The organism is Pseudosulfitobacter pseudonitzschiae (assembly GCF_002222635.1).
In the GTDB taxonomy this organism is placed as follows: Bacteria; Pseudomonadota; Alphaproteobacteria; order Rhodobacterales; family Rhodobacteraceae; genus Pseudosulfitobacter; species Pseudosulfitobacter pseudonitzschiae_A.
The window spans coordinates 2,034,579-2,052,036 of sequence record NZ_CP022415.1 but is presented as its reverse complement, the minus strand read 5'-3'; the positions used below and the strand labels follow the sequence as shown (position 1 = coordinate 2,052,036).

General features: G+C 60.2%; 16 protein-coding genes. 8 read left to right on the top strand and 8 right to left on the bottom strand.

The annotated features are described in order from the left end of the window. Positions 1 to 5 precede the first annotated feature (5 nt). From SULPSESMR1_RS09910 to SULPSESMR1_RS09890, 5 genes are read right to left on the bottom strand one after another with little or no spacing between them, the layout of a single operon-like run. Positions 6 to 1,826 carry a M3 family oligoendopeptidase gene (locus SULPSESMR1_RS09910; protein WP_089420667.1) on the bottom strand — a complete coding sequence of 607 codons (1,821 nt, stop codon included), beginning with the start codon at positions 1,824 to 1,826 and terminating at the stop codon, positions 6 to 8. Between the two features lie 59 nt (positions 1,827 to 1,885). Continuing rightward, positions 1,886 to 3,478: an ATP-dependent DNA ligase gene (locus SULPSESMR1_RS09905; RefSeq protein ID WP_089420666.1), complete on the bottom strand. Its 1,593-nt coding sequence runs from the start codon at positions 3,476 to 3,478 to the stop codon at positions 1,886 to 1,888. After that, positions 3,475 to 4,476, bottom strand: a complete 1,002-nt coding sequence (locus SULPSESMR1_RS09900; RefSeq protein WP_089420665.1) for a ligase-associated DNA damage response exonuclease — start codon at positions 4,474 to 4,476, stop codon at positions 3,475 to 3,477. Before SULPSESMR1_RS09900 ends, SULPSESMR1_RS09905 begins: the two co-directional genes overlap by 4 nt. 32 nt (positions 4,477 to 4,508) lie before the next feature. Then, entirely contained in the window at positions 4,509 to 5,450 is a 942-nt protein-coding gene (locus SULPSESMR1_RS09895; RefSeq protein ID WP_089420664.1) for an alpha/beta fold hydrolase, read from the bottom strand. Beyond that, positions 5,450 to 5,740 carry an SCP2 sterol-binding domain-containing protein gene (locus tag SULPSESMR1_RS09890; RefSeq protein ID WP_089420663.1) on the bottom strand — a complete coding sequence of 97 codons (291 nt, stop codon included), beginning with the start codon at positions 5,738 to 5,740 and terminating at the stop codon, positions 5,450 to 5,452. Before SULPSESMR1_RS09890 ends, SULPSESMR1_RS09895 begins: the two co-directional genes overlap by 1 nt. A gap of 76 nt (positions 5,741 to 5,816) precedes the next feature. Here SULPSESMR1_RS09890 and SULPSESMR1_RS09885 point away from each other — a divergent pair, with 76 nt between their 5' ends. From SULPSESMR1_RS09885 to SULPSESMR1_RS09865, 5 genes are all read left to right on the top strand, one after another. Continuing rightward, entirely contained in the window at positions 5,817 to 6,374 is a 558-nt protein-coding gene (locus SULPSESMR1_RS09885) for a hypothetical protein (protein WP_089420662.1), read from the top strand. Positions 6,375 to 6,395: 21 nt separating this feature from the next. Next, positions 6,396 to 9,314, top strand: coding sequence for a helicase-related protein (locus SULPSESMR1_RS09880; protein WP_198362778.1), 2,919 nt, complete (start codon positions 6,396 to 6,398; stop codon positions 9,312 to 9,314). Then, a complete protein-coding gene (locus SULPSESMR1_RS09875) occupies positions 9,315 to 9,710 on the top strand; it encodes an RNA-binding S4 domain-containing protein (protein ID WP_089420660.1) in 396 nt (131 codons plus the stop codon). A gap of 52 nt (positions 9,711 to 9,762) precedes the next feature. Further along, complete coding sequence (gene fdxA / locus SULPSESMR1_RS09870; RefSeq protein WP_089420659.1) at positions 9,763 to 10,101, top strand: ferredoxin FdxA; 339 nt, start codon at positions 9,763 to 9,765, stop codon at positions 10,099 to 10,101. 305 nt (positions 10,102 to 10,406) lie between these two features. Further along, positions 10,407 to 10,928: a CarD family transcriptional regulator gene (locus SULPSESMR1_RS09865; RefSeq protein ID WP_028955990.1), complete on the top strand. Its 522-nt coding sequence runs from the start codon at positions 10,407 to 10,409 to the stop codon at positions 10,926 to 10,928. A 145-nt stretch (positions 10,929 to 11,073) separates the two neighbouring features. Here SULPSESMR1_RS09865 and cobS read toward each other — a convergent pair whose 3' ends face one another. Next, on the bottom strand, positions 11,074 to 11,823 hold the full coding sequence (gene cobS / locus SULPSESMR1_RS09860) for an adenosylcobinamide-GDP ribazoletransferase (RefSeq protein ID WP_089420658.1): 750 nt from the start codon (positions 11,821 to 11,823) through the stop codon (positions 11,074 to 11,076). A gap of 85 nt (positions 11,824 to 11,908) precedes the next feature. Between cobS and cobT the strand changes: the two genes are divergently transcribed. After that, a complete protein-coding gene (gene cobT, locus SULPSESMR1_RS09855) occupies positions 11,909 to 12,919 on the top strand; it encodes a nicotinate-nucleotide--dimethylbenzimidazole phosphoribosyltransferase (RefSeq protein WP_089420657.1) in 1,011 nt (336 codons plus the stop codon). Position 12,920: 1 nt separating this feature from the next. After that, complete coding sequence (locus SULPSESMR1_RS09850) at positions 12,921 to 13,619, top strand: SGNH/GDSL hydrolase family protein (RefSeq protein ID WP_089420656.1); 699 nt, start codon at positions 12,921 to 12,923, stop codon at positions 13,617 to 13,619. 73 nt (positions 13,620 to 13,692) lie between these two features. On the opposite strand, the gene SULPSESMR1_RS09845 is transcribed toward SULPSESMR1_RS09850, so the two are convergent. Both SULPSESMR1_RS09845 and SULPSESMR1_RS09840 read right to left on the bottom strand, forming a co-directional pair. Further along, complete coding sequence (locus SULPSESMR1_RS09845; protein WP_089420655.1) at positions 13,693 to 15,552, bottom strand: monovalent cation:proton antiporter-2 (CPA2) family protein; 1,860 nt, start codon at positions 15,550 to 15,552, stop codon at positions 13,693 to 13,695. A 119-nt stretch (positions 15,553 to 15,671) separates the two neighbouring features. After that, positions 15,672 to 16,127 carry an Lrp/AsnC family transcriptional regulator gene (locus SULPSESMR1_RS09840; RefSeq protein WP_089420654.1) on the bottom strand — a complete coding sequence of 152 codons (456 nt, stop codon included), beginning with the start codon at positions 16,125 to 16,127 and terminating at the stop codon, positions 15,672 to 15,674. A gap of 150 nt (positions 16,128 to 16,277) precedes the next feature. Between SULPSESMR1_RS09840 and hppD the strand changes: the two genes are divergently transcribed. Continuing rightward, entirely contained in the window at positions 16,278 to 17,381 is a 1,104-nt protein-coding gene (gene hppD / locus SULPSESMR1_RS09835; protein WP_089420653.1) for a 4-hydroxyphenylpyruvate dioxygenase, read from the top strand. Positions 17,382 to 17,458: the final 77 nt, after the last annotated feature.

Sequence of the window (17,458 nt, the reverse complement as noted above, 5' to 3'; positions counted from 1 at the left end):
ATGGGTCAGTCTTCCATAGCTTCCAATTCGTCGATGAAGCCCGAGATCATCGCCAGACCCTTGTCCCAGAACGCAGGATCCGAAGCGTCAAGACCAAAGGGGGCCAAAAGCTCTTTGTGGTGTTTCGATCCGCCTGCGCGCAGCATGTCGAAGTATTTATCTTCGAACCCTTCGGCGCCTTCCGCGTAGACGGAATACAGCGCGTTCACCAAGCCGTCGCCAAACGCATAGGCATAGACATAAAATGGCGAATGGACAAAGTGCGGGATATAGGCCCAGAAATGCTCGTAGCCGTTCATGAAGTCGAAGGCCGGTCCTAGGCTTTCACCCTGAACGCTCATCCACAATTCACCGATGTCTTCGGGCGTCAACTCGCCGCTGCGACGGGCAGCGTGCAATTTACATTCGAAATCATAGAACGCGATCTGGCGGACGACCGTGTTGATCATGTCCTCGACCTTGCCCGCCAGCAGAACCTTGCGCTGGGCATTCGTTTTGGCCCCGTCCAGCATCTTGCGGAAAGTCAGCATTTCACCAAAGACCGACGCGGTTTCGGCCAGTGTCAGCGGGGTCGACGACAGCATTTCGCCCTGATCGGCGGCCAGAACCTGATGCACGCCGTGGCCCAGTTCATGCGCCAGCGTCATCACGTCGCGCGGTTTGCCCAGATAGTTCAGCATCACATAAGGATGCACGTTCGTAACAGTGGGGTGGGCAAAGGCACCGGGTGCCTTGCCGGGTTTCACCGGCGCGTCGATCCAGCCCTTGGTAAAGAAGGGGGCGGCGATTTCGCCCATGCGCGGGTCGAAGGCGTTATAGGCGTCCATCACCGTCTTTTCTGCGGCCTCCCACGGCACTGGTTTGGGGTCTTCCAGCGGCAGCGGCGCGTTGCGGTCCCAGACCTGCATCCGGTCCAGACCCAACCACTTGCGCTTCAACTCATAGTACCGGTGGCTGAGCTTGGGATAGGCATTTACCACGGCAGTGCGCAGCGCCTCGACCACTTCGGGTTCCACATGGTTGCTGAGGTGCCGTCCGGTCTGGGCCGTGGGCATCTCGCGCCAGCGGTCCATGATTTCTTTTTCCTTGGTCTGCGTATTGTGGACGCGGGCGAAGGTTTTGATGTTCTTGCCAAACACATCCGCCAGTTCCTCGGCGGCGGCTTGGCGTGTGTCGCGGTCGGGGTCGGTCAGCAGGTTCAGCGTGCCCTCGATGGTCAGCTCGTCCCCTTGCACGTTGAATTCCAGCCCTGCAATGGTTTCGTCAAACAGTCGTTCCCATGCATCGCCGACCACGCCCAGATCGTGCAGGAATTTTTCCATCTCGTCGGACAACTGATAGGGCTTCATCGCGCGGATGCGATCAAAGACCGGCTCGTAGCGGGCCAGATCGGCGTTCTGGTGCATCAGTTTTGACAGGTGGTCATCGTCCAGCCGGTTCAGTTCCAGCGTGAAGAACACCAGCGGCGTGGTAAAGTTGGTGATCTTTTCCTGCACGTCGGACATGAATTTCGCGCGCCCGCCATCGGTGGTTTGCTGGTAGTACCGCAGACCGGCATAGGACATGATGCGCCCCGCGATCTGGTTGATTTTTTCCTGACGCAGGATGCAGTCCAGTAGCCCTTCGGCATCAAGGCTGGCCAGATTGTTTTCGAAATCATGCGCAAAGCTGGCGCAGGCCTCTTCCAGCCAGTCCAGATCGCGCTTCAGTTCGGGGGCGTCTTCGCCTGTATAAAGGTCGTCGAGGTTCCATTCGGGCAAGTTGCCCAGCGGTTTGTCACCACCGGCTGCGTTGGCGTCACGGACAGGAAAGGGTAGCTGGAACATCGGGAAACCTCTGATTTGTGTTCGCTCATAGGTATGTGCGTGAATGAGTGAGGGCAAGGCTAGCCGTAGAGGCCAAGCATTTCGTTCAAATCGTCCAGAGTATTAGCCTCTTGTACGGGCTTGTCCTGCCGCCAGCGGGACATGCGCGGAAACCGCAGTGCGACGCCGGATTTGTGGCGCGGGCTGGCCTGAATGCCCTCAAAGGCGATCTCGAAGACATGGTGCGGGGTGACCTGACGGACAGGGCCAAATCGTTGCAGGGTGTTTTTCCTGACCCATGCGGTGATCTGGCGAAATTCGTCGTCGGTCAGGCCCGAGTACGCCTTGGTGAAGGGCACCAGATCGTTGCCGTTCCAGACGGCAAAGGTGAAGTCCGTGAACAAATTGGCGCGGCGGCCTGCGCCTGATTGGGCATAGATCATCACCGCGTCGATGGTCAGCGGGTCCAGCTTCCATTTCCACCAGTCACCTTTTTTGCGACCTGCCAGATAGGGGCTGGCGGCGCGCTTCAGCATCAACCCTTCGGCCTGAACATCGCGGGCGGTGGCGCGCAATGCGTGCAGCTGTGCCCAGTCGTCGAACGGGATCTTGGGCGATTGGATCACCGGGGCATCAGCGGGCAGACCGGCAGTCAGCCGCTCCAGACGCGCGCGACGCTCGGACAGGGGCAGGCTGCGGATATCCTGCCCGCCGTCTTCCAGCAGGTCATAGGCATAGAGGATCACCGGCGCTTCGGTCAGCAGCTTTTTCGGCACCGTCTTGCGCCCGATCCGTTTTTGCAGCGCGTTGAACGATTGCGGCGCACCGTCGCCCCATACCAGCAATTCGCCGTCCAGAACGGTGCCGTCGGGCAGGAAATCCAACGCTCGGGCAAGCTCGGGAAAGCGGTCGGTCATCAGCTCTTCGCCGCGCGACCAGACAAAGTGCTGACCACCGCGCAAGATCAGCTGGCCACGGACGCCGTCCCACTTCCACTCTGCCTGCCAATCACTTGGTAGGCCAAGGTTTTCCGGTATTTCGTCTAACCCGTAAGCCAGATAAAACGGATAGGGCCGCGCGGCGTCGGCGGCGGGATCTTCGGCTTCGATTAACTGGTGCCACGTAATACTGTCGGGCTGCCAGTTCCCCATCAAACGGTGTGCCAGTTCCGCCTCGTCCCGCTGGGTGGCACGGGCCAAGGCGCGGGTCATCAGTTTTTGACTGATCCCCACGCGAAACCCGCCGGTGATCAGCTTGTTGAACAAGAACCACTGTGTGTCGGGCAGTTGGTCCCATGCGTTCAAAACAAAGGCTTTTCGATCTTCATCGTTGGTATCAGGAAGGCCGCGCAAGGCATTGATCCAATATGACAAACTGTGATCGGTTTGCGATGTCGGCGGGGGCAGAACCAGTGCAATGGTTTCCGCCAGATCGCCGACGATGGGATAGCTTTCCTCGAACAGCCACAGCGGGATGCCCGCGCGTTCTGCTGCCCATTCGCGCAGGCGCGTTGTAGTCACCGCACGTTTGGGGCGGCGGCCCGAGAACATGGCGATGGTCCAGACGCGGTCAGGCTCGGGTGCCTGGCTGAAATAGTCAGCCAAAGCAGTGACTTTCGTGGTGGTCTTGGTGCTTTGGTCCAGTGCGTTGAAGAGAGCGGCAAAGCGGTTCATGCCGCGTCTTCCCCTTCAGTGCCGAATTGGGTGGGTATCACTTTGGCGTTCCATCCGGCAGAATTCAGGTAACGTGTGAATATTTCGGTGTAACCATGTGTTACATATATGTTTTCAGCGCGCGTTTGTTCGATCGCCCATAACAGGCCTGACCAATCCGCGTGATCGGAAATGACAAAGCCGCGGTCCTGCGCACGGCGCCGCCGGATACCGCGCAGCGCCATCCACCCCGAGGCAAATCCGGTCTGGCGCCCGCCGAATTTGGCCGCCCATTTGCTGTCGGTCGCTGATGGCGGCGCCAGCAGCAACGCGCGCGGGTGCTGTTGCGGGGCGACCTCGGCAATGGCGTGGATGGTATCGGGCAGGGTCAGCCCTTGGTCGCGCAGGATCGCGTTGGTGTTCTCGATGGCAGTGTGACACAGGATCGGGCCGATGGCGGGGTCCAGCATCGACAGCAGGCGCTGTGCCTTGCCCAAGGCATAGGCCCCCAGCACGGCCGTCTGCCCCGCATCCGCGCAGGCGGCCCACCATGCATTCAGATCGGCCGCCACCTCGGCTTGCGGCTTCCAGCGGAACACCGGCAGGCCAAAGGTGCTTTCGGTGATAAAATGATGGCAGGGCACCGGTTCGAACGGGGTCGACAGCCCGTCATCGACCACCTTGTAATCGCCCGAGGCGACCCAAACCTCGCCGCCATACGCAACACGGATCTGTGCCGAGCCGGGCACATGGCCAGCAGGGTGAAAGGACACCGAAACACCACCGATGTCGCGTACCTCGTTGTAGCGGACAGTTTCCAGCGGGATGCCGCCCAGTCTGTGCCGCATCACGGGGGCGGCCAGGTCAGTGGCCAGATAGTGGCCCATACCTCCGCGCGCGTGGTCGGCGTGGCCGTGGGTGATCAGGGCACGGTCAACGGGGCGCCACGGGTCAATGTAAAAATCGCCCCGCGCGCAATAGATTCCATACTCGGTGAATGTCAAAAGTGGATCGGCCATGCCGTCCAACCTAGCACGTCGCCAAAAGGTTCCTAGGCCGCAGCAAGGAAGGTTTGCACCATTTGATCGAAGATCGGGCCGCGCTTGGCCGGTCCTTCCATGATAATCTCATGCTCGCCATCCTCGACCATGATCAGATCACCCTTGGGCCAGTTTTCCATGCGCTGGATCACGCGTTCGGTGTGTACGATCCGCTCATTGGTACCCATGAAGGCGATGCAGGGCAAATCCGGCGCTGCCATCTTGGACAGGGTCTGCGTTTCGAACAACGCTTCGCGCAGCCATGCGATGCTGGGTCCACCAAGCGCCAGTTCGGGGTGGGCGTTCAACTGGTCCACCATCATGTCCCACATTGCGCGGTCGCGGGTCAGCAGGTTGTCTTCGAATGGGTCGGACATGACGTAGGACGACAGTTTCGTGCCGGGGGGCAGGCGGTGCCCCTGCCCCAGCTTGGGCATAATGTGCGAAAGTGCCCAAGCAACAGGCCGCAAGTGTCCGGCGATACGGATACCCCACATTGGCCCGGTAAAGGCTGCCGCCTTTACCGGAAGACCTTCGTAGAGCGCGCGTAGGCCGATACACCCGCCCATCGAGTGGCCCAGCAGAAACCAAGGTTGCGGCAGCTTCATTTCGTGGGCCAGTGCAACCATACTGGCCACGTCTTTCTGATAATCCATAAAATCGACGACATGGCCGGTGCGAACCTCGTCCAGCATCCGGTCGGCTAACCCCTGACCACGCCAGTCGATCGTAACGGTGGCAAAGCCGCGCGCCGCCAGTTCGCTGGCGGCGGGGGCGTATTTTTCGACGTACTCGGTGCGTCCGGGGAACAACAACACGGTGCCCTTGGGCGCCTTGGCATTCCAGTGGGCGACCCGCACCCGCAACCCGTCTGACGTGGTGGCCCAATGGGCCTGTCCCCCCGGCGGACCCGGGTGATGGTCGACGAACAGGGGTGCGGCCTCAAATGTCATCAGGCCAGAGCCGATGCCAGCTTCATCGCCATGCCCATGTCACCGTCAACTTTCAGCTTTCCGGTCATGAAGGCTGATGTGGGGTTGGTGTCGCCGTCGATGATGCCCTGAAACGTCTCGGCGTCGGCTGTCAGCGTCACATCGGCGTCTTCGTCACCGACGTGGGCACCGTCGCTGTCGATAATAACCGATCCTTCGCCCTCGATCTCGAACTTCGCGGTGCCAGAAAAATCCTGCCCCTGCATCTTTTCGTTAAGAACTTTTACCGCTTCTTGAACCACATCACTCATCTGTCATGCCCTTTTTGTCGATTGCTGCTGCCGATGTCTGGATTTGCACGGCCAAGCTGTTACATTCGAGAATACTATGGGCATCAAAACACTCCTTCGCCACCTTATCGTTGCGGCAATCGCACTGACAGTCGGGAATTCCATACCCGCGCTGGCCCAAGGTGATGTTCCTGCCTTGCTTGAACAGTTGCAAACCGCCGACGCAGCCCAAGCCGCACAGATCGAACGCGAGCTTGAGCGCACATGGGCGCAATCGGGATCGGTTGCGATGAACATGCTGTTGGAACGGGGCCGCAAGGCGATGGAGCAGCAGGATTTTGCCGCCGCCATCGACCATCTGACCGCCCTGACCGACCACGCGCCGGAATTTGCCGAAGGCTATCACGTCCGCGCGATGGCCTATCACCAGTCGGGCCTCTATGGCCCCGCACTAGAGGATCTTTGGCGCACGCTGGCGCTGAACCCTTATAACTATAACGCGATTTTCGGGCTGGGCGTGATGCTGCAAGAGTTTGGCGACAGCATCGGGGCTGCCCGCGCCTTTGGTCATGTTCTTGAGTTGAATCCCGGACACGAAAGCGCGAAGGATGCGCTGATGCGTCTTGAAGCGGACGGAATCGGCCGCGCACTTTAAGTTAGATCGGGGATCGCAACCGTGGCACAAGACAGCCGCGTCGTGGCCGTATTAGGTCCGACGAACACGGGTAAAACCACCTATGCCATCGAACGGATGCTGGCCTATCGCACAGGTGTGATAGGTCTGCCGCTGCGTCTGCTTGCACGCGAGGTCTATGACCGCGTTGTTGCCCTGCGCGGACCGTCGGTGGTGGCACTGGTCACCGGCGAGGAACGCATCGTACCGCCGCGCACGCAATACTGGATCTGCACGGTCGAGGCGATGCCCGAGGGCATGGGCTGCGATTTTTTGGCCGTCGATGAAATCCAGCTGTGTGCCGACCCCGAACGCGGCCATGTCTTCACCGACCGGTTGCTGCGGGCGCGGGGGCAACACGAGACGTTGTTTCTGGGTGCCGCCACCATGCGCGGGCCCATCGCAGCACTGGTGCCGCATGTGCAGTGGATGACCCGCGAACGCCTGTCGGACCTGACCTATGCAGGCGAGAAAAAGATCAGCCGTATGCGGCCACGGTCAGCCATCGTCGGGTTCTCGGTCGAGAATGTCTATGCCATCGCGGAGCTGATCCGCCGTCAAAAGGGCGGCGCGGCTGTGGTCATGGGGGCGCTGTCGCCGCGCACCCGTAATGCGCAGGTCGAAATGTACCAGTCGGGCGAGGTGGATTACCTTGTGGCGACCGACGCCATTGGCATGGGGCTGAACCTTGATGTGGACCACGTTGCATTTTCCAGCCTGTCGAAATTTGACGGGCGGCGGATGCGTCCCTTAGCGCCGAACGAACTGGCCCAGATCGCGGGCCGTGCGGGGCGGGGGCAGAAAAACGGCAGTTTTGGCGGGACCGGCGATGCGCCGCCACTGGAACCGGGCGTGGCGCAGGCGATTATGGACCACCGCTTTACACCGCTGTCCAAACTGAACTGGCGCAACCACGCGCTGAAATTCGCCACCATCGACACGCTGATCCGCAGCCTGGAGGCGCAGCCCGACCACGAGGTGTTGGTGCGCGCCCGCGAGGCGGATGATCTTAAAACCCTGCGCTCTCTGGCGCAGGCCGACGAGGTTTTTGCCCGTGCCAGTGATACGGCTTCAGTGAAATTGTTGTGGGATGTCTGTAGGATACCCGATTTTCGCGGCATCAGCCATCAAGAACATGCCAGCCAGTGCGAGGTTATTTTCAACTATCTGCATCAGGGCGGCGTGCTGCCCGATGACTGGTTGGCGCGACAAATTCGCAGAATCGATCGAACCGACGGGGACATTGATGCGTTGTCTAAACGTCTTGCGTTCATACGAACGTGGACCTACGTGGCGCAGCGGCAAGGGTGGACAAGTGATCTTAGCCATTGGCGCGATGCGACGCGCCATGTAGAAGACAGGCTGTCGGATGCGCTTCATAGCGCGCTGACGAAACGATTTGTAGATCGGCGCACCAGTGTTCTGCTGCGCCGACTGGGCCAGAAGGAGGCCATTGTGGCCGATGTAAATGACGCCGGTGAGGTGACTGTCGAGGGTGAATTCGTGGGCAAGCTGGAAGGCTTCCGCTTCACTCAGGATAAGGGCGCGGGTGCCGCCGAAACAAAGACCATCAAGACGGCTGCTTTGCAGGCGCTTGCACCGCACTTCCACCTGCGGGCGGACCGGTTCTATAACGCACCGGACACCGAGATCGATTATACCGAACAGGGCGGCCTTATGTGGGGCTCGACCGCTGTGGGCAAACTTGTGGCAGGGTCCGACCCGCTCAAACCGCAGGTCGAAGCCTTTGTCGACGATGTGGCCGGACCGGATGTTACCGAAAAGGTAAAGCGCCGCTTGCAGCACTTTATCGACCGCAAGATCGCCGCATTGTTCGAACCATTGTTGAACCTGTCGAAAGACGAGGCGCTGACCGGGCTGGCCCGTGGCTTTGCCTTTCAGATGGTCGAGAATTTTGGCGTCGTGCCGCGCGGCAAGGTTGCCGACGATGTCAAATCGCTGGATCAGGACGCGCGTGGCATGTTGCGTAAACATGGCATCCGCTTTGGCCAGTTCACCATTTTTATGCCGTTGCTGCTGAAACCGGCACCGACACGTTTGCGTCTGGTTTTGTGGTCGCTGGCCAACAATCTTGATGACTTCCCCGAGGCGCCGCCGCCGGGACTGGTCACCATTCCTGCGCCGGTGGGTGCGCCCGATGGGGCCGATACAATGGCCGGCTACCGTCTGGCAGGCACACGGGCCATCCGCATCGACATGTTGGAACGTCTGGCAGACATGTTACGCGCCGAAGACAGCCGTGGCGGGTTCGAGGCCAAGGCCGATATGTTGTCGATCACCGGTATGACGCTGGAACAATTTGCCGACCTGATGAAGGGGCTGGGCTATAACGCCGAGATGGGCGAACGCGAAAAGGTCAAGGCGACTGATGCCGTTGTGACCACGGACGCGGGCCAATCTGTCGCCGATGTGCCGGTCATGGATGCCGCCGAAGGCGTGCTTCCAACGGCGGCTACGGGCACCGAGGAAACTCCGCCAGCAGCCGATGACGTACCTACCGAAGTGGCAGCTATCGACGACGAGGGTATCGCCCCCATCGCCGAAGAAACCGCCGAGACACCCGAAGTCAGCAACCACATCCCCGACGCCAGCGAAACCGAAGTGCCCGTGGGCAAAGCCGCTGACGCCGAAGTGGCTGGTCCCGAAACCGAAGTCTTCTATACCTTTACATGGGCACGCCCCGCACGCAGTGGCGGCAACGCGCGCCAAGGCGGCGGTCGCCCCGCTGGTAAGGGTCAAGGACAGGGCAAACCCCGTGGCAAACAGGGTGGTGGTCCGCGCAAGGGTGGCAAGCCGCAAGGCGGCCAGAACTTTAGCGCCCGCCCCCCGAAAAAGGAAAAGGCCATCGATCCGGACAATCCTTTTGCCGCAGCCCTGATGGGGCTGAAGGACACCAAGTAAGTGAGCACAGCCGACGCGCCCGCCGCAAAACTGCGGCTGGACAAATGGTTGTGGTTCGCCCGATTCTTTAAAACCAGATCTTTGGCAGCCACGCGCGTGGCTGCCGGAGATGTCCGCGTAAACGGCGATCGTGTCACCAAGCGCGCTACCAACATCTCCGCAGGCGACACATTGACCTTTGCTCAAGGCGACACAGTGCGCGTGATCCGCGTGTTGGGCATTGGCACACGGCGTGGCCCCGCCCCCGAGGCGCAGGCGCTGTACGACGATCTGACGCCAGCCGCACCACCACTCAAGGACAAACCGCCTGAAAATCCGGCCTATGAGGGAAAAGGACGCCCCACCAAGCGCGATCGGCGCAAAGCCGATCTTTCCCGGGCGCGACATCTTGAATGATCCGCTGGGCTGATTTAGCTAGGCGTCAAATTCGCAAACAAGGTTCTTCTGCATGACCTATATCGTCAACGATGCCTGCATCGCCTGCAAATACACCGACTGCGTCGAAGTCTGTCCTGTGGACTGTTTCTACGAAGGCGAGAATATGCTGGTGATTCACCCCGATGAATGCATCGATTGTGGCGTGTGCGAACCTGAATGCCCCGCCGATGCGATCCGTCCCGACACCGAGCCGGATATGGAAAAATGGGTTGAGTTCAACCGCAAATATTCCGAGTTGTGGCCGGTCATCATCACCAAAAAAGAACCACTTCCCGAGGCAGAAGAGCGCGATGGCGAAGAGGGCAAGCTGGAGAAATATTTCTCCGAGGCCCCCGGCGAAGGCGGCTGAGCGAATCAGTTGGCTCTGTTGGTGCGTTTTATCCGTCGAAAATGCGTGAAAAATGCAGCTTAAAGCGCTGAAACGCTTTGGGAAACGTCGAATTGACCCAAGGTGAACTTTCGCAGGGCCTGTTTTTGTGTTATGTTGATGTTTGTATGAAACGACAGATGCAGCATTCATCTCGGGTCAGCCACTGGCCCGATTTTTAATTCACTGACCCAATTCCGATTGCGGTGCGGCCCTTGGTGGTCATGCCACAGTTGGTTTTTCGTGTCTGAACCCCAAAATGCAGCAGCCTGTTTGCGAGGATAAAAATGACAAAATCCAAATCTCTTGATTTCCGCCCGAACGAATTTGTCGTCTACCCCGCCCACGGCGTTGGGCAGATCGTCTCGATCGAAGAGCAGGAAGTTGCCGGAATCTCGTTGGAGTTGTTCGTCATCTCTTTCGAGAAAGACAAGATGACCCTGCGGGTGCCGACCCACAAGGCAACCGAAATCGGCATGCGTGCGCTGTCCAGCCCCGACGTCATCAACCTTGCGATGAAGACGCTGAAGGGCAAGGCAAAGGTAAAGCGCGCCATGTGGTCGCGTCGCGCGCAGGAATACGAGCAAAAGATCAACTCGGGCGATCTGATCGCGATTGCTGAAGTGGTGCGCGACCTGCACCGCACCGACGACCAGCGCGAGCAAAGCTATTCCGAGCGTCAGCTGTACGAAGCTGCGCTTGAGCGTTTGACACGCGAAGTGGCTGCCGTCAGCGGTGGCGACGAAATGGCCGCCTCCAAAGAGATCAACGACGTGCTGGTCAGCCGGGCTCCACCTGCTGCTGCATAAACGACGCCACGTCTAACAGGGTGGCAAAGCCGCGTCCCGTCGTGGGGCGCGGCTTTTTTTGTTGAACGGTTAAACTTAAACGTCATCCACGCACGGCGCAAACCCGATGCGTGCAGCGGAACGTGCCCATTGGGGCGAAGTTGCATCAGGGGATCAACACCAATAGGATTACCAATTCGGCAACTTGCTGTGCGGCCCCCAGAATATCTCCAGTCTGCCCCCCGATCTTGCGATGCGCCAGTGCGGCCAGCGCTGCCACGGCCAAGGCAGCCAGAACCAGCGCCCAGATCACTCCCCAGCCCGCGAATACCAGCGCCAGCACCACGGCCATCCCCAACGCGGCCAACGCCACGTTGCGATCCGGTCGCCCCACTTGATGTGATAACCCTGTGCGTCGTGCGTGCGGCATCAGCGTCATTAGCGCTGGTAACAGCCCGCGCGACAGCACTGCCGCCGCAATCATCGGCCCCACACCCACCGCCAGTGTAGCGCTTAGTGCCACCCAGCGCAGGCCGGTGCCCAACCCCAGCGCCAGCACGCCGTAGGTGCCGATGCGGCTGTCCTTCATGATCTCCAACCGGCGCACGGCATCAAATCCACCCCACAGCCCGTCCGCCGTGTCGGCCAGCCCGTCCTCGTGCATTGCACCGGTCGTGAGGACCAACGTGGTCAACATCAGCCCCGCAGTGATCGGCGTTGGTAGGTCCAGTGCCATGCCAATCCACCCGACCAAAGCCGCAGCCAGTGCAACCGCCAGCCCCGCCAGCGGAAAGGCCCACGCCGCCTGCGCCTGACGGGCAAAGGCCGTCTTGGGCGCATGGGGCAGGGGCAGGCGGGTCAGCAGGGCCAACGCCACGATCACGTCCCACTTTGCGCTGTTGTCGTCTTTGATCATCACGGTGCCTTTTGCTGCTCTTGTCCTATGCGCGCCAACGGGTAAACAGGCCGCAACCCCGAGGCAAGCGAAAGGATTTTACGCAATGGCACCTACATTCGAAACACTGGAGGCATTCGCCGAACTGATGCGGACCGCGACGGGCCCCGACAAGGTGGCGTATGACGGCGCGACCGAGCGCAACGGCCAGTTGACCAAACCCCCCGGTGCCTTGGGGCGTCTCGAGGATCTGGCGATCTGGTATGGTGCATGGCGTGGTATGGCGCGTCCGGTTCTTGTGGCCCCGCAGATCGTGGTCTTTGCAGGCAATCACGGTGTGGCGGCACGCGGCGTGTCAGCTTTTCCGTCAGAGGTAACGGCGCAGATGGTCGGGAATTTTCAGGCAGGTGGGGCCGCGATCAACCAGTTGGCCCGCACGTTCGGTGCGCGCATGCGGGTTGAGGCGTTGGAACTGGACCGACCGACAGCGGATTTTACCGAAAGCGAAGCATTGGGCGAGGCCGATTGCGTGGCCGCCCTGCGCGCGGGCTGGGATGCGGTGGACCCTGCCGCCGATCTGTTGGTGGTTGGCGAGATGGGCATCGGCAACACCACGGCGGCGGCAGCGATTGCAGCGTCCCTTTATGGTGGTGGTGCCGAGGCTTGGGTCGGGCGCGGGACCGGTGTGGACGACGCGGGCCTTGCGATCAAACGCGACGTGGTTGCGGCGGGGCTGAAACGGCATGGCAGCGTGCGCGGCCTTTCGGCGCTATCGGCCTTTGGCGGGCGCGAGATGGCGGCGATGGCTGGCGCGATGATGCGCGCGCGCATCGAGGGAATTCCGCTGATCCTCGACGGATTCATTTGCTGTGCAGCAGCGGCCTGTCTGGAAACCGAAGTGGCGGGCGCGCTGGATCATGCTGTGGCCGGCCATCAAAGCGCCGAGGGCGCGCACGGCACGTTGCTGGCAGAACTTGGCAAAGAGCCATTGTTGCAGTTGGGGCTGCGTCTGGGCGAAGGGTCTGGTGCTGCGCTGGCGATTGGCGTGATGCAAGGGGCCGTGGCCTGCCTGAGCGGCATGGCAACCTTTGCCGAAGCGGGCGTTGCGACAGGCTGAGATGAAGCGCTGGGCGGTTCTTGCGCTGTTGCCAGTCCTTGTGGTCCAAGGGCTGTGGGTGCGCATAAAAGTTCCCAAACTGCCCGAGGCGGGCGGCCCGCGCGCGGGCACCACAGGCACGGGCGCGCCGCTGCGTGTGCTAATCGTGGGAGACAGTTCGGCCGCAGGTGTCGGCGTGGCATTGCAGAACGACGCGCTGTCCGGGCAGTTGGCGGCGCGGCTGGGACGTGCGCGTGCGGTGACATGGCAACTAAGGGCGCGCAGCGGCGCGACCACGGCGCAGGTGCTGGCAGAATTGCAGGGTGCCGAGCCTGATCATTTTGACGTGGTTGTGGTGGGGCTGGGCGTAAACGACTGTAAGAACGGCGTGCCGCTGGCGCGCTGGGTGGAACAAAGCCGCAGCCTGTATGATCTGCTACGCGAGCACTACGGGGTGCGGTTGATCTGTGCCTCGGCCCTGCCGCCGATGGGCGATCTGCCCGCCCTGCCACGTCCGCTGTCGACGGTTCTGGCCGCGCGGGCAGCGCTGTTTGATGCGGCCCTGATGGGTATGGTGACCGAAATGCCGGACCTGCGCCGTGTGCACCCCGACATGGCAACCCACGTGCAGGTGATGGCAGCCGACGGCTTTCACCCCGGTCCGTTGGTCTACACCGCTTGGGCCGAGGCTGTGGCTGCAGAGGTCGAAACGCTGCTGTAAGGGCAAAGGCGGGAAGGGTCTGCATTCCCTTTGCAATCTCAGGCGGGGGACTTTGAACCGCAGAACCAGAAGGTCAGGCCCGCTTCTGCCCGGTCTCGCGCGACAGCAGGGCGGTTTCCAGATCGCGTTGCAGTTCCTTGGCGCGTTCGATGTATTCCTTGTTCTGTTCGATTTTGACGCCGGGTTTCCACAGGCCCGCAAGTTCGCGAACGGTATCACGGTCGTGGTGGTAGAACACGCGTTCGGCTTCGGCGGCCTCGTATTCCGTCAGCCCCACATTCTCCAGCACATAGCGCCCCGCACGCAGCGAGCTGTCAAAGGTTTCGCGCACGATGTCGTTGGCGCCCGCCTGATACTGACGGTAAGTGTGTACGCGGTCGTGGGCCCGCGCGACGATGTGCAGGTCGGGACGCAGTTTGCGGGCATAGGTCGTCAGTTTGATCGCGGCCTCGGGATCGTCAAGCGCGACGACCAGAACGCGCGCGTCCATGATCCCTGCGGCGGTCAGGATGTCCGGGCGGGTGGGATCACCCAAAAAGCCTTTGACGCCAAAACGGCGCATCAGCTGGATGGTTTCCATATCGTGATCCAGCACCACCGTCTCAAAACCCGAGCCTTGCACCAGCCGGTTCACGATCTGACCAAAGCGGCCAATGCCCGCAATGATCACCGGACCCTTTTCGTCGATCTCGTCGGGTTCGTAAGGGGCGCTACCTTCGGCCAAATGGCGGCTGATGACCTCGTAAAGAATGAACAGCAGCGGGGTGATCAGCATCGACAGGGCAATCACCAGCAACAGGGTTTCTGCGATCCCCTTGGGCAAGATGCCCTGACCCACCGAAAAGCTGACAAGAACAAAGCCGAATTCGCCCGCTTGCGCCAAAGACAAGGCAAAAAGCCACCTGTCGCGGCCTTTGATGCGAAAGATGATGGCCAGAACCCACAGGATCGCGCCCTTGAGCAGGATCACCAGCAGGGCCATCGACAGGATCGCAGGCGCATTTCCAAAAAGCAGCGGAAAGTTGATGCCAGCGCCGACGGTGATGAAAAACAACCCCAGCAACAGCCCCTTGAACGGTTCAAGGTCGGTTTCCAGCTCGTGGCGGAATTCCGAGCTGGCCAGAACCACACCGGCCAGAAACGCGCCCAATGCAGGTGACAGGCCCACCAGCATCATCAGGAACGAAATGCCCACCACGATCAGCAAAGCCAGCGCGGTATACATCTCGCGCAGACGGGCCGAGTGAATAAAGCGGAACACGGGCCGCGTCAGAAAAACACCCGCCAATATCACCGCCGCCACAGCGCCGATGGTGACCAGCGTAACGCCCCATGCGGGCAACCCTTCGACCAGACTCATGCTGTGGTGGTCGTCCGTGCTCAGAACGATCGCCCCGTTTTCGGTCAATGACACCGGAATGGTAACGGCGATCAGGGGCAGAAAGGCCAGTATCGGGATTACCGCAATGTCCTGCGTCAGCAGAACGGAAAACACCGAGCGCCCGCCGTTGGTCTGCGTCAGCCCCTTTTCCGACAGTGTTTGCAGCACAATCGCGGTGGACGACAGCGACAGCGTCAGACCAATAGCCAGAGCCACGCCCCAAGGTTGATCATAGGCCATCGCCAGACCCATCAGCACAACGGTGGACAGGGTTACTTGCAAACCACCCAGACCCACCAGCTTGTGACGCATGTCCCAAAGGGCGCGGGGTTCCAGTTCCAGACCGATCAGGAACAGCATCATCACCACGCCAAATTCGGCAAAGTGTTGCAGGCTTTCGGTTTCCGACCCAACCAGACTTAGAACCGGTCCGATCAGAATGCCCGCAGTCAGATAGCCCAGCACCGATCCCAGCCCGAGACGGGCAGCGATTGGCACGGCGATCACAGCCGCAAGAAGATAGATTGAGGCCTGGTAAAGAAAGCTTTCCACTGGCACGGTCTCCTGAAATGGGTTGCGGCCATATTGGCTGGGATCGACGACAAGAACAACGCCAATGGCTGCGACGCAGGGCTGCTGAGAGTGCTTTTTGTGCGATGTCGTGCGGTGGGTCAGGTGGGCAGGGGGCCGTCGCGCTTGAGCTGGTCCATCACGATCTGGCTGTGGACGCGCGCCACCGCCGGATGGGGCAGCAGCACCTCGTGGATCAGCGCGTTCAGCGCGGGCAGATCGGCGCAGAAGACCCGCAGAAGATAATCGGCATCGCCGGTCATGGTCCATGCGCTGGTAATTTCGGGGCGGCTGTGGACCAGACGGGCAAAAGCTTCGGAATGGTCGGGGCCGTGGGTGCCAAGATGCACCTGCACAAACCCCTGAACGTTCAGCCCCAGTTTCGCTGGGTTCAGCCGCGCGGTGTAGCTTTCGATATAGCCTGCCGCCTCAAGTCGCTGGCGGCGGCGTCCTATCTGGCTCGAGGACAAATGCAGGATTTCGGCCAGTTCCTGCGCTGTGGCCTGACTGTTCTTTTGCAGGGCTTCCAGAAGTCGCGTGTCGAGATCGTCAATCATGATGCGTATTTTCCGCAAGGTTCGGGCAGATTATGCGTGAACTGCGCGAATATTTCCAGATGGATACGCGATAATGCGCAGAAAACGCACTGGATGGGGCTTATTATCACCCCAAGAGTTGATCATCATTACATTCAGGAGGGTTGCCCAATGGGTCCGTTCCCGCACGATGCACCAAAATCCACGATCACCGAAGATAACCCCGCTGGCACCGACGGCTTCGAGTTTGTCGAATTTGCCAGCCCCGAGCCGCAAGAATTGCGCGATCTGTTCACCCGCATGGGCTATACCAAGGTGGCCAAGCACAAGACGCAGGATGTCGAGCTGTGGCAGCAGGGCGATATTACCTATGTGCTGAACGCCGATACCGACAGCTATGCCGCGAAATTCGTGGCCGAGCACGGGCCGTGCGCCCCGTCGATGGGCTGGCGTGTGGTCGATGCACAAAAGGCCTTTGATCATGCTGTGTCCAAAGGGGCAAAACCCTATGAGGGCGGTGGCAAGGTGATGGACGTGCCTGCGATCTACGGCATTGGCGACTCGCTGATCTATTTCGTCGACCAGTATTACGAAACATCGCCCTACAACGCGGAATTTGAATGGCTGGAGCAGTCCAAGCCGCGCGGCGTCGGGTTCTTCTATCTCGATCACCTGACCCACAACGTCCACAAGGGCAATATGGACACTTGGTTCAACTTCTACGGTGACCTGTTCAACTTCCGTGAAATCCGGTTTTTTGACATCGAGGGCAAGTTTACCGGATTGCTCAGCCGTGCCCTGACGTCGCCCTGTGGTCGTATCCGTATTCCGATCAACGAAGACCGTGGCGAGACGGGTCAGATTGTGGCTTATCTGAAGAAGTACAAGGGCGAAGGCATCCAGCATATTGCTGTCGGGTCTGATAATATTTACGACAGCACTGACGCAATTGCAGAAAAAGGTGTGAAATTCATGCCGGGTCCGCCGGACACGTATTACGAGCTGTCGAAAACCCGCGTCGTTGACCATGACGAACCGATTGATCGCATGAAAACCCACGGCATCCTGATTGATGGCGAAGGCGTTGTAGACGGAGGCGAGACTCGTATCCTGCTGCAAATCTTCTCGAAAACCGTGATCGGGCCAATCTTTTTCGAGTTCATCCAGCGCAAGGGTGACGACGGCTTTGGCGAGGGCAACTTCAAAGCGTTGTTCGAGAGCATCGAGGCCGAACAGATCGCCAATGGCGAATTGGAAGGCGCAGAGCCAAACTGAGTTTTTGGCTGGTTATGATAGAAAAGGCGGTCCTGCAGGGCCGCCTTTTTGCGTTTCATGGGGCCGGTTGCGTTTGG

Coding starts and splice junctions, on each gene's coding strand:
- SULPSESMR1_RS09910 (WP_089420667.1), bottom strand. CDS start 1,826: ATGTTCCAGCTACCCTTTCCTGTCCGTGACGCCAACGCAGCCGGTGGT.
- SULPSESMR1_RS09905 (WP_089420666.1), bottom strand. CDS start 3,478: ATGAACCGCTTTGCCGCTCTCTTCAACGCACTGGACCAAAGCACCAAG.
- SULPSESMR1_RS09900 (WP_089420665.1), bottom strand. CDS start 4,476: ATGGCCGATCCACTTTTGACATTCACCGAGTATGGAATCTATTGCGCG.
- SULPSESMR1_RS09895 (WP_089420664.1), bottom strand. CDS start 5,450: ATGACATTTGAGGCCGCACCCCTGTTCGTCGACCATCACCCGGGTCCG.
- SULPSESMR1_RS09890 (WP_089420663.1), bottom strand. CDS start 5,740: ATGAGTGATGTGGTTCAAGAAGCGGTAAAAGTTCTTAACGAAAAGATG.
- SULPSESMR1_RS09885 (WP_089420662.1), top strand. CDS start 5,817: ATGGGCATCAAAACACTCCTTCGCCACCTTATCGTTGCGGCAATCGCA.
- fdxA (WP_089420659.1), top strand. CDS start 9,763: ATGACCTATATCGTCAACGATGCCTGCATCGCCTGCAAATACACCGAC.
- SULPSESMR1_RS09865 (WP_028955990.1), top strand. CDS start 10,407: ATGACAAAATCCAAATCTCTTGATTTCCGCCCGAACGAATTTGTCGTC.
- cobS (WP_089420658.1), bottom strand. CDS start 11,823: ATGATCAAAGACGACAACAGCGCAAAGTGGGACGTGATCGTGGCGTTG.
- cobT (WP_089420657.1), top strand. CDS start 11,909: ATGGCACCTACATTCGAAACACTGGAGGCATTCGCCGAACTGATGCGG.
- SULPSESMR1_RS09850 (WP_089420656.1), top strand. CDS start 12,921: ATGAAGCGCTGGGCGGTTCTTGCGCTGTTGCCAGTCCTTGTGGTCCAA.
- SULPSESMR1_RS09840 (WP_089420654.1), bottom strand. CDS start 16,127: ATGATTGACGATCTCGACACGCGACTTCTGGAAGCCCTGCAAAAGAAC.
- hppD (WP_089420653.1), top strand. CDS start 16,278: ATGGGTCCGTTCCCGCACGATGCACCAAAATCCACGATCACCGAAGAT.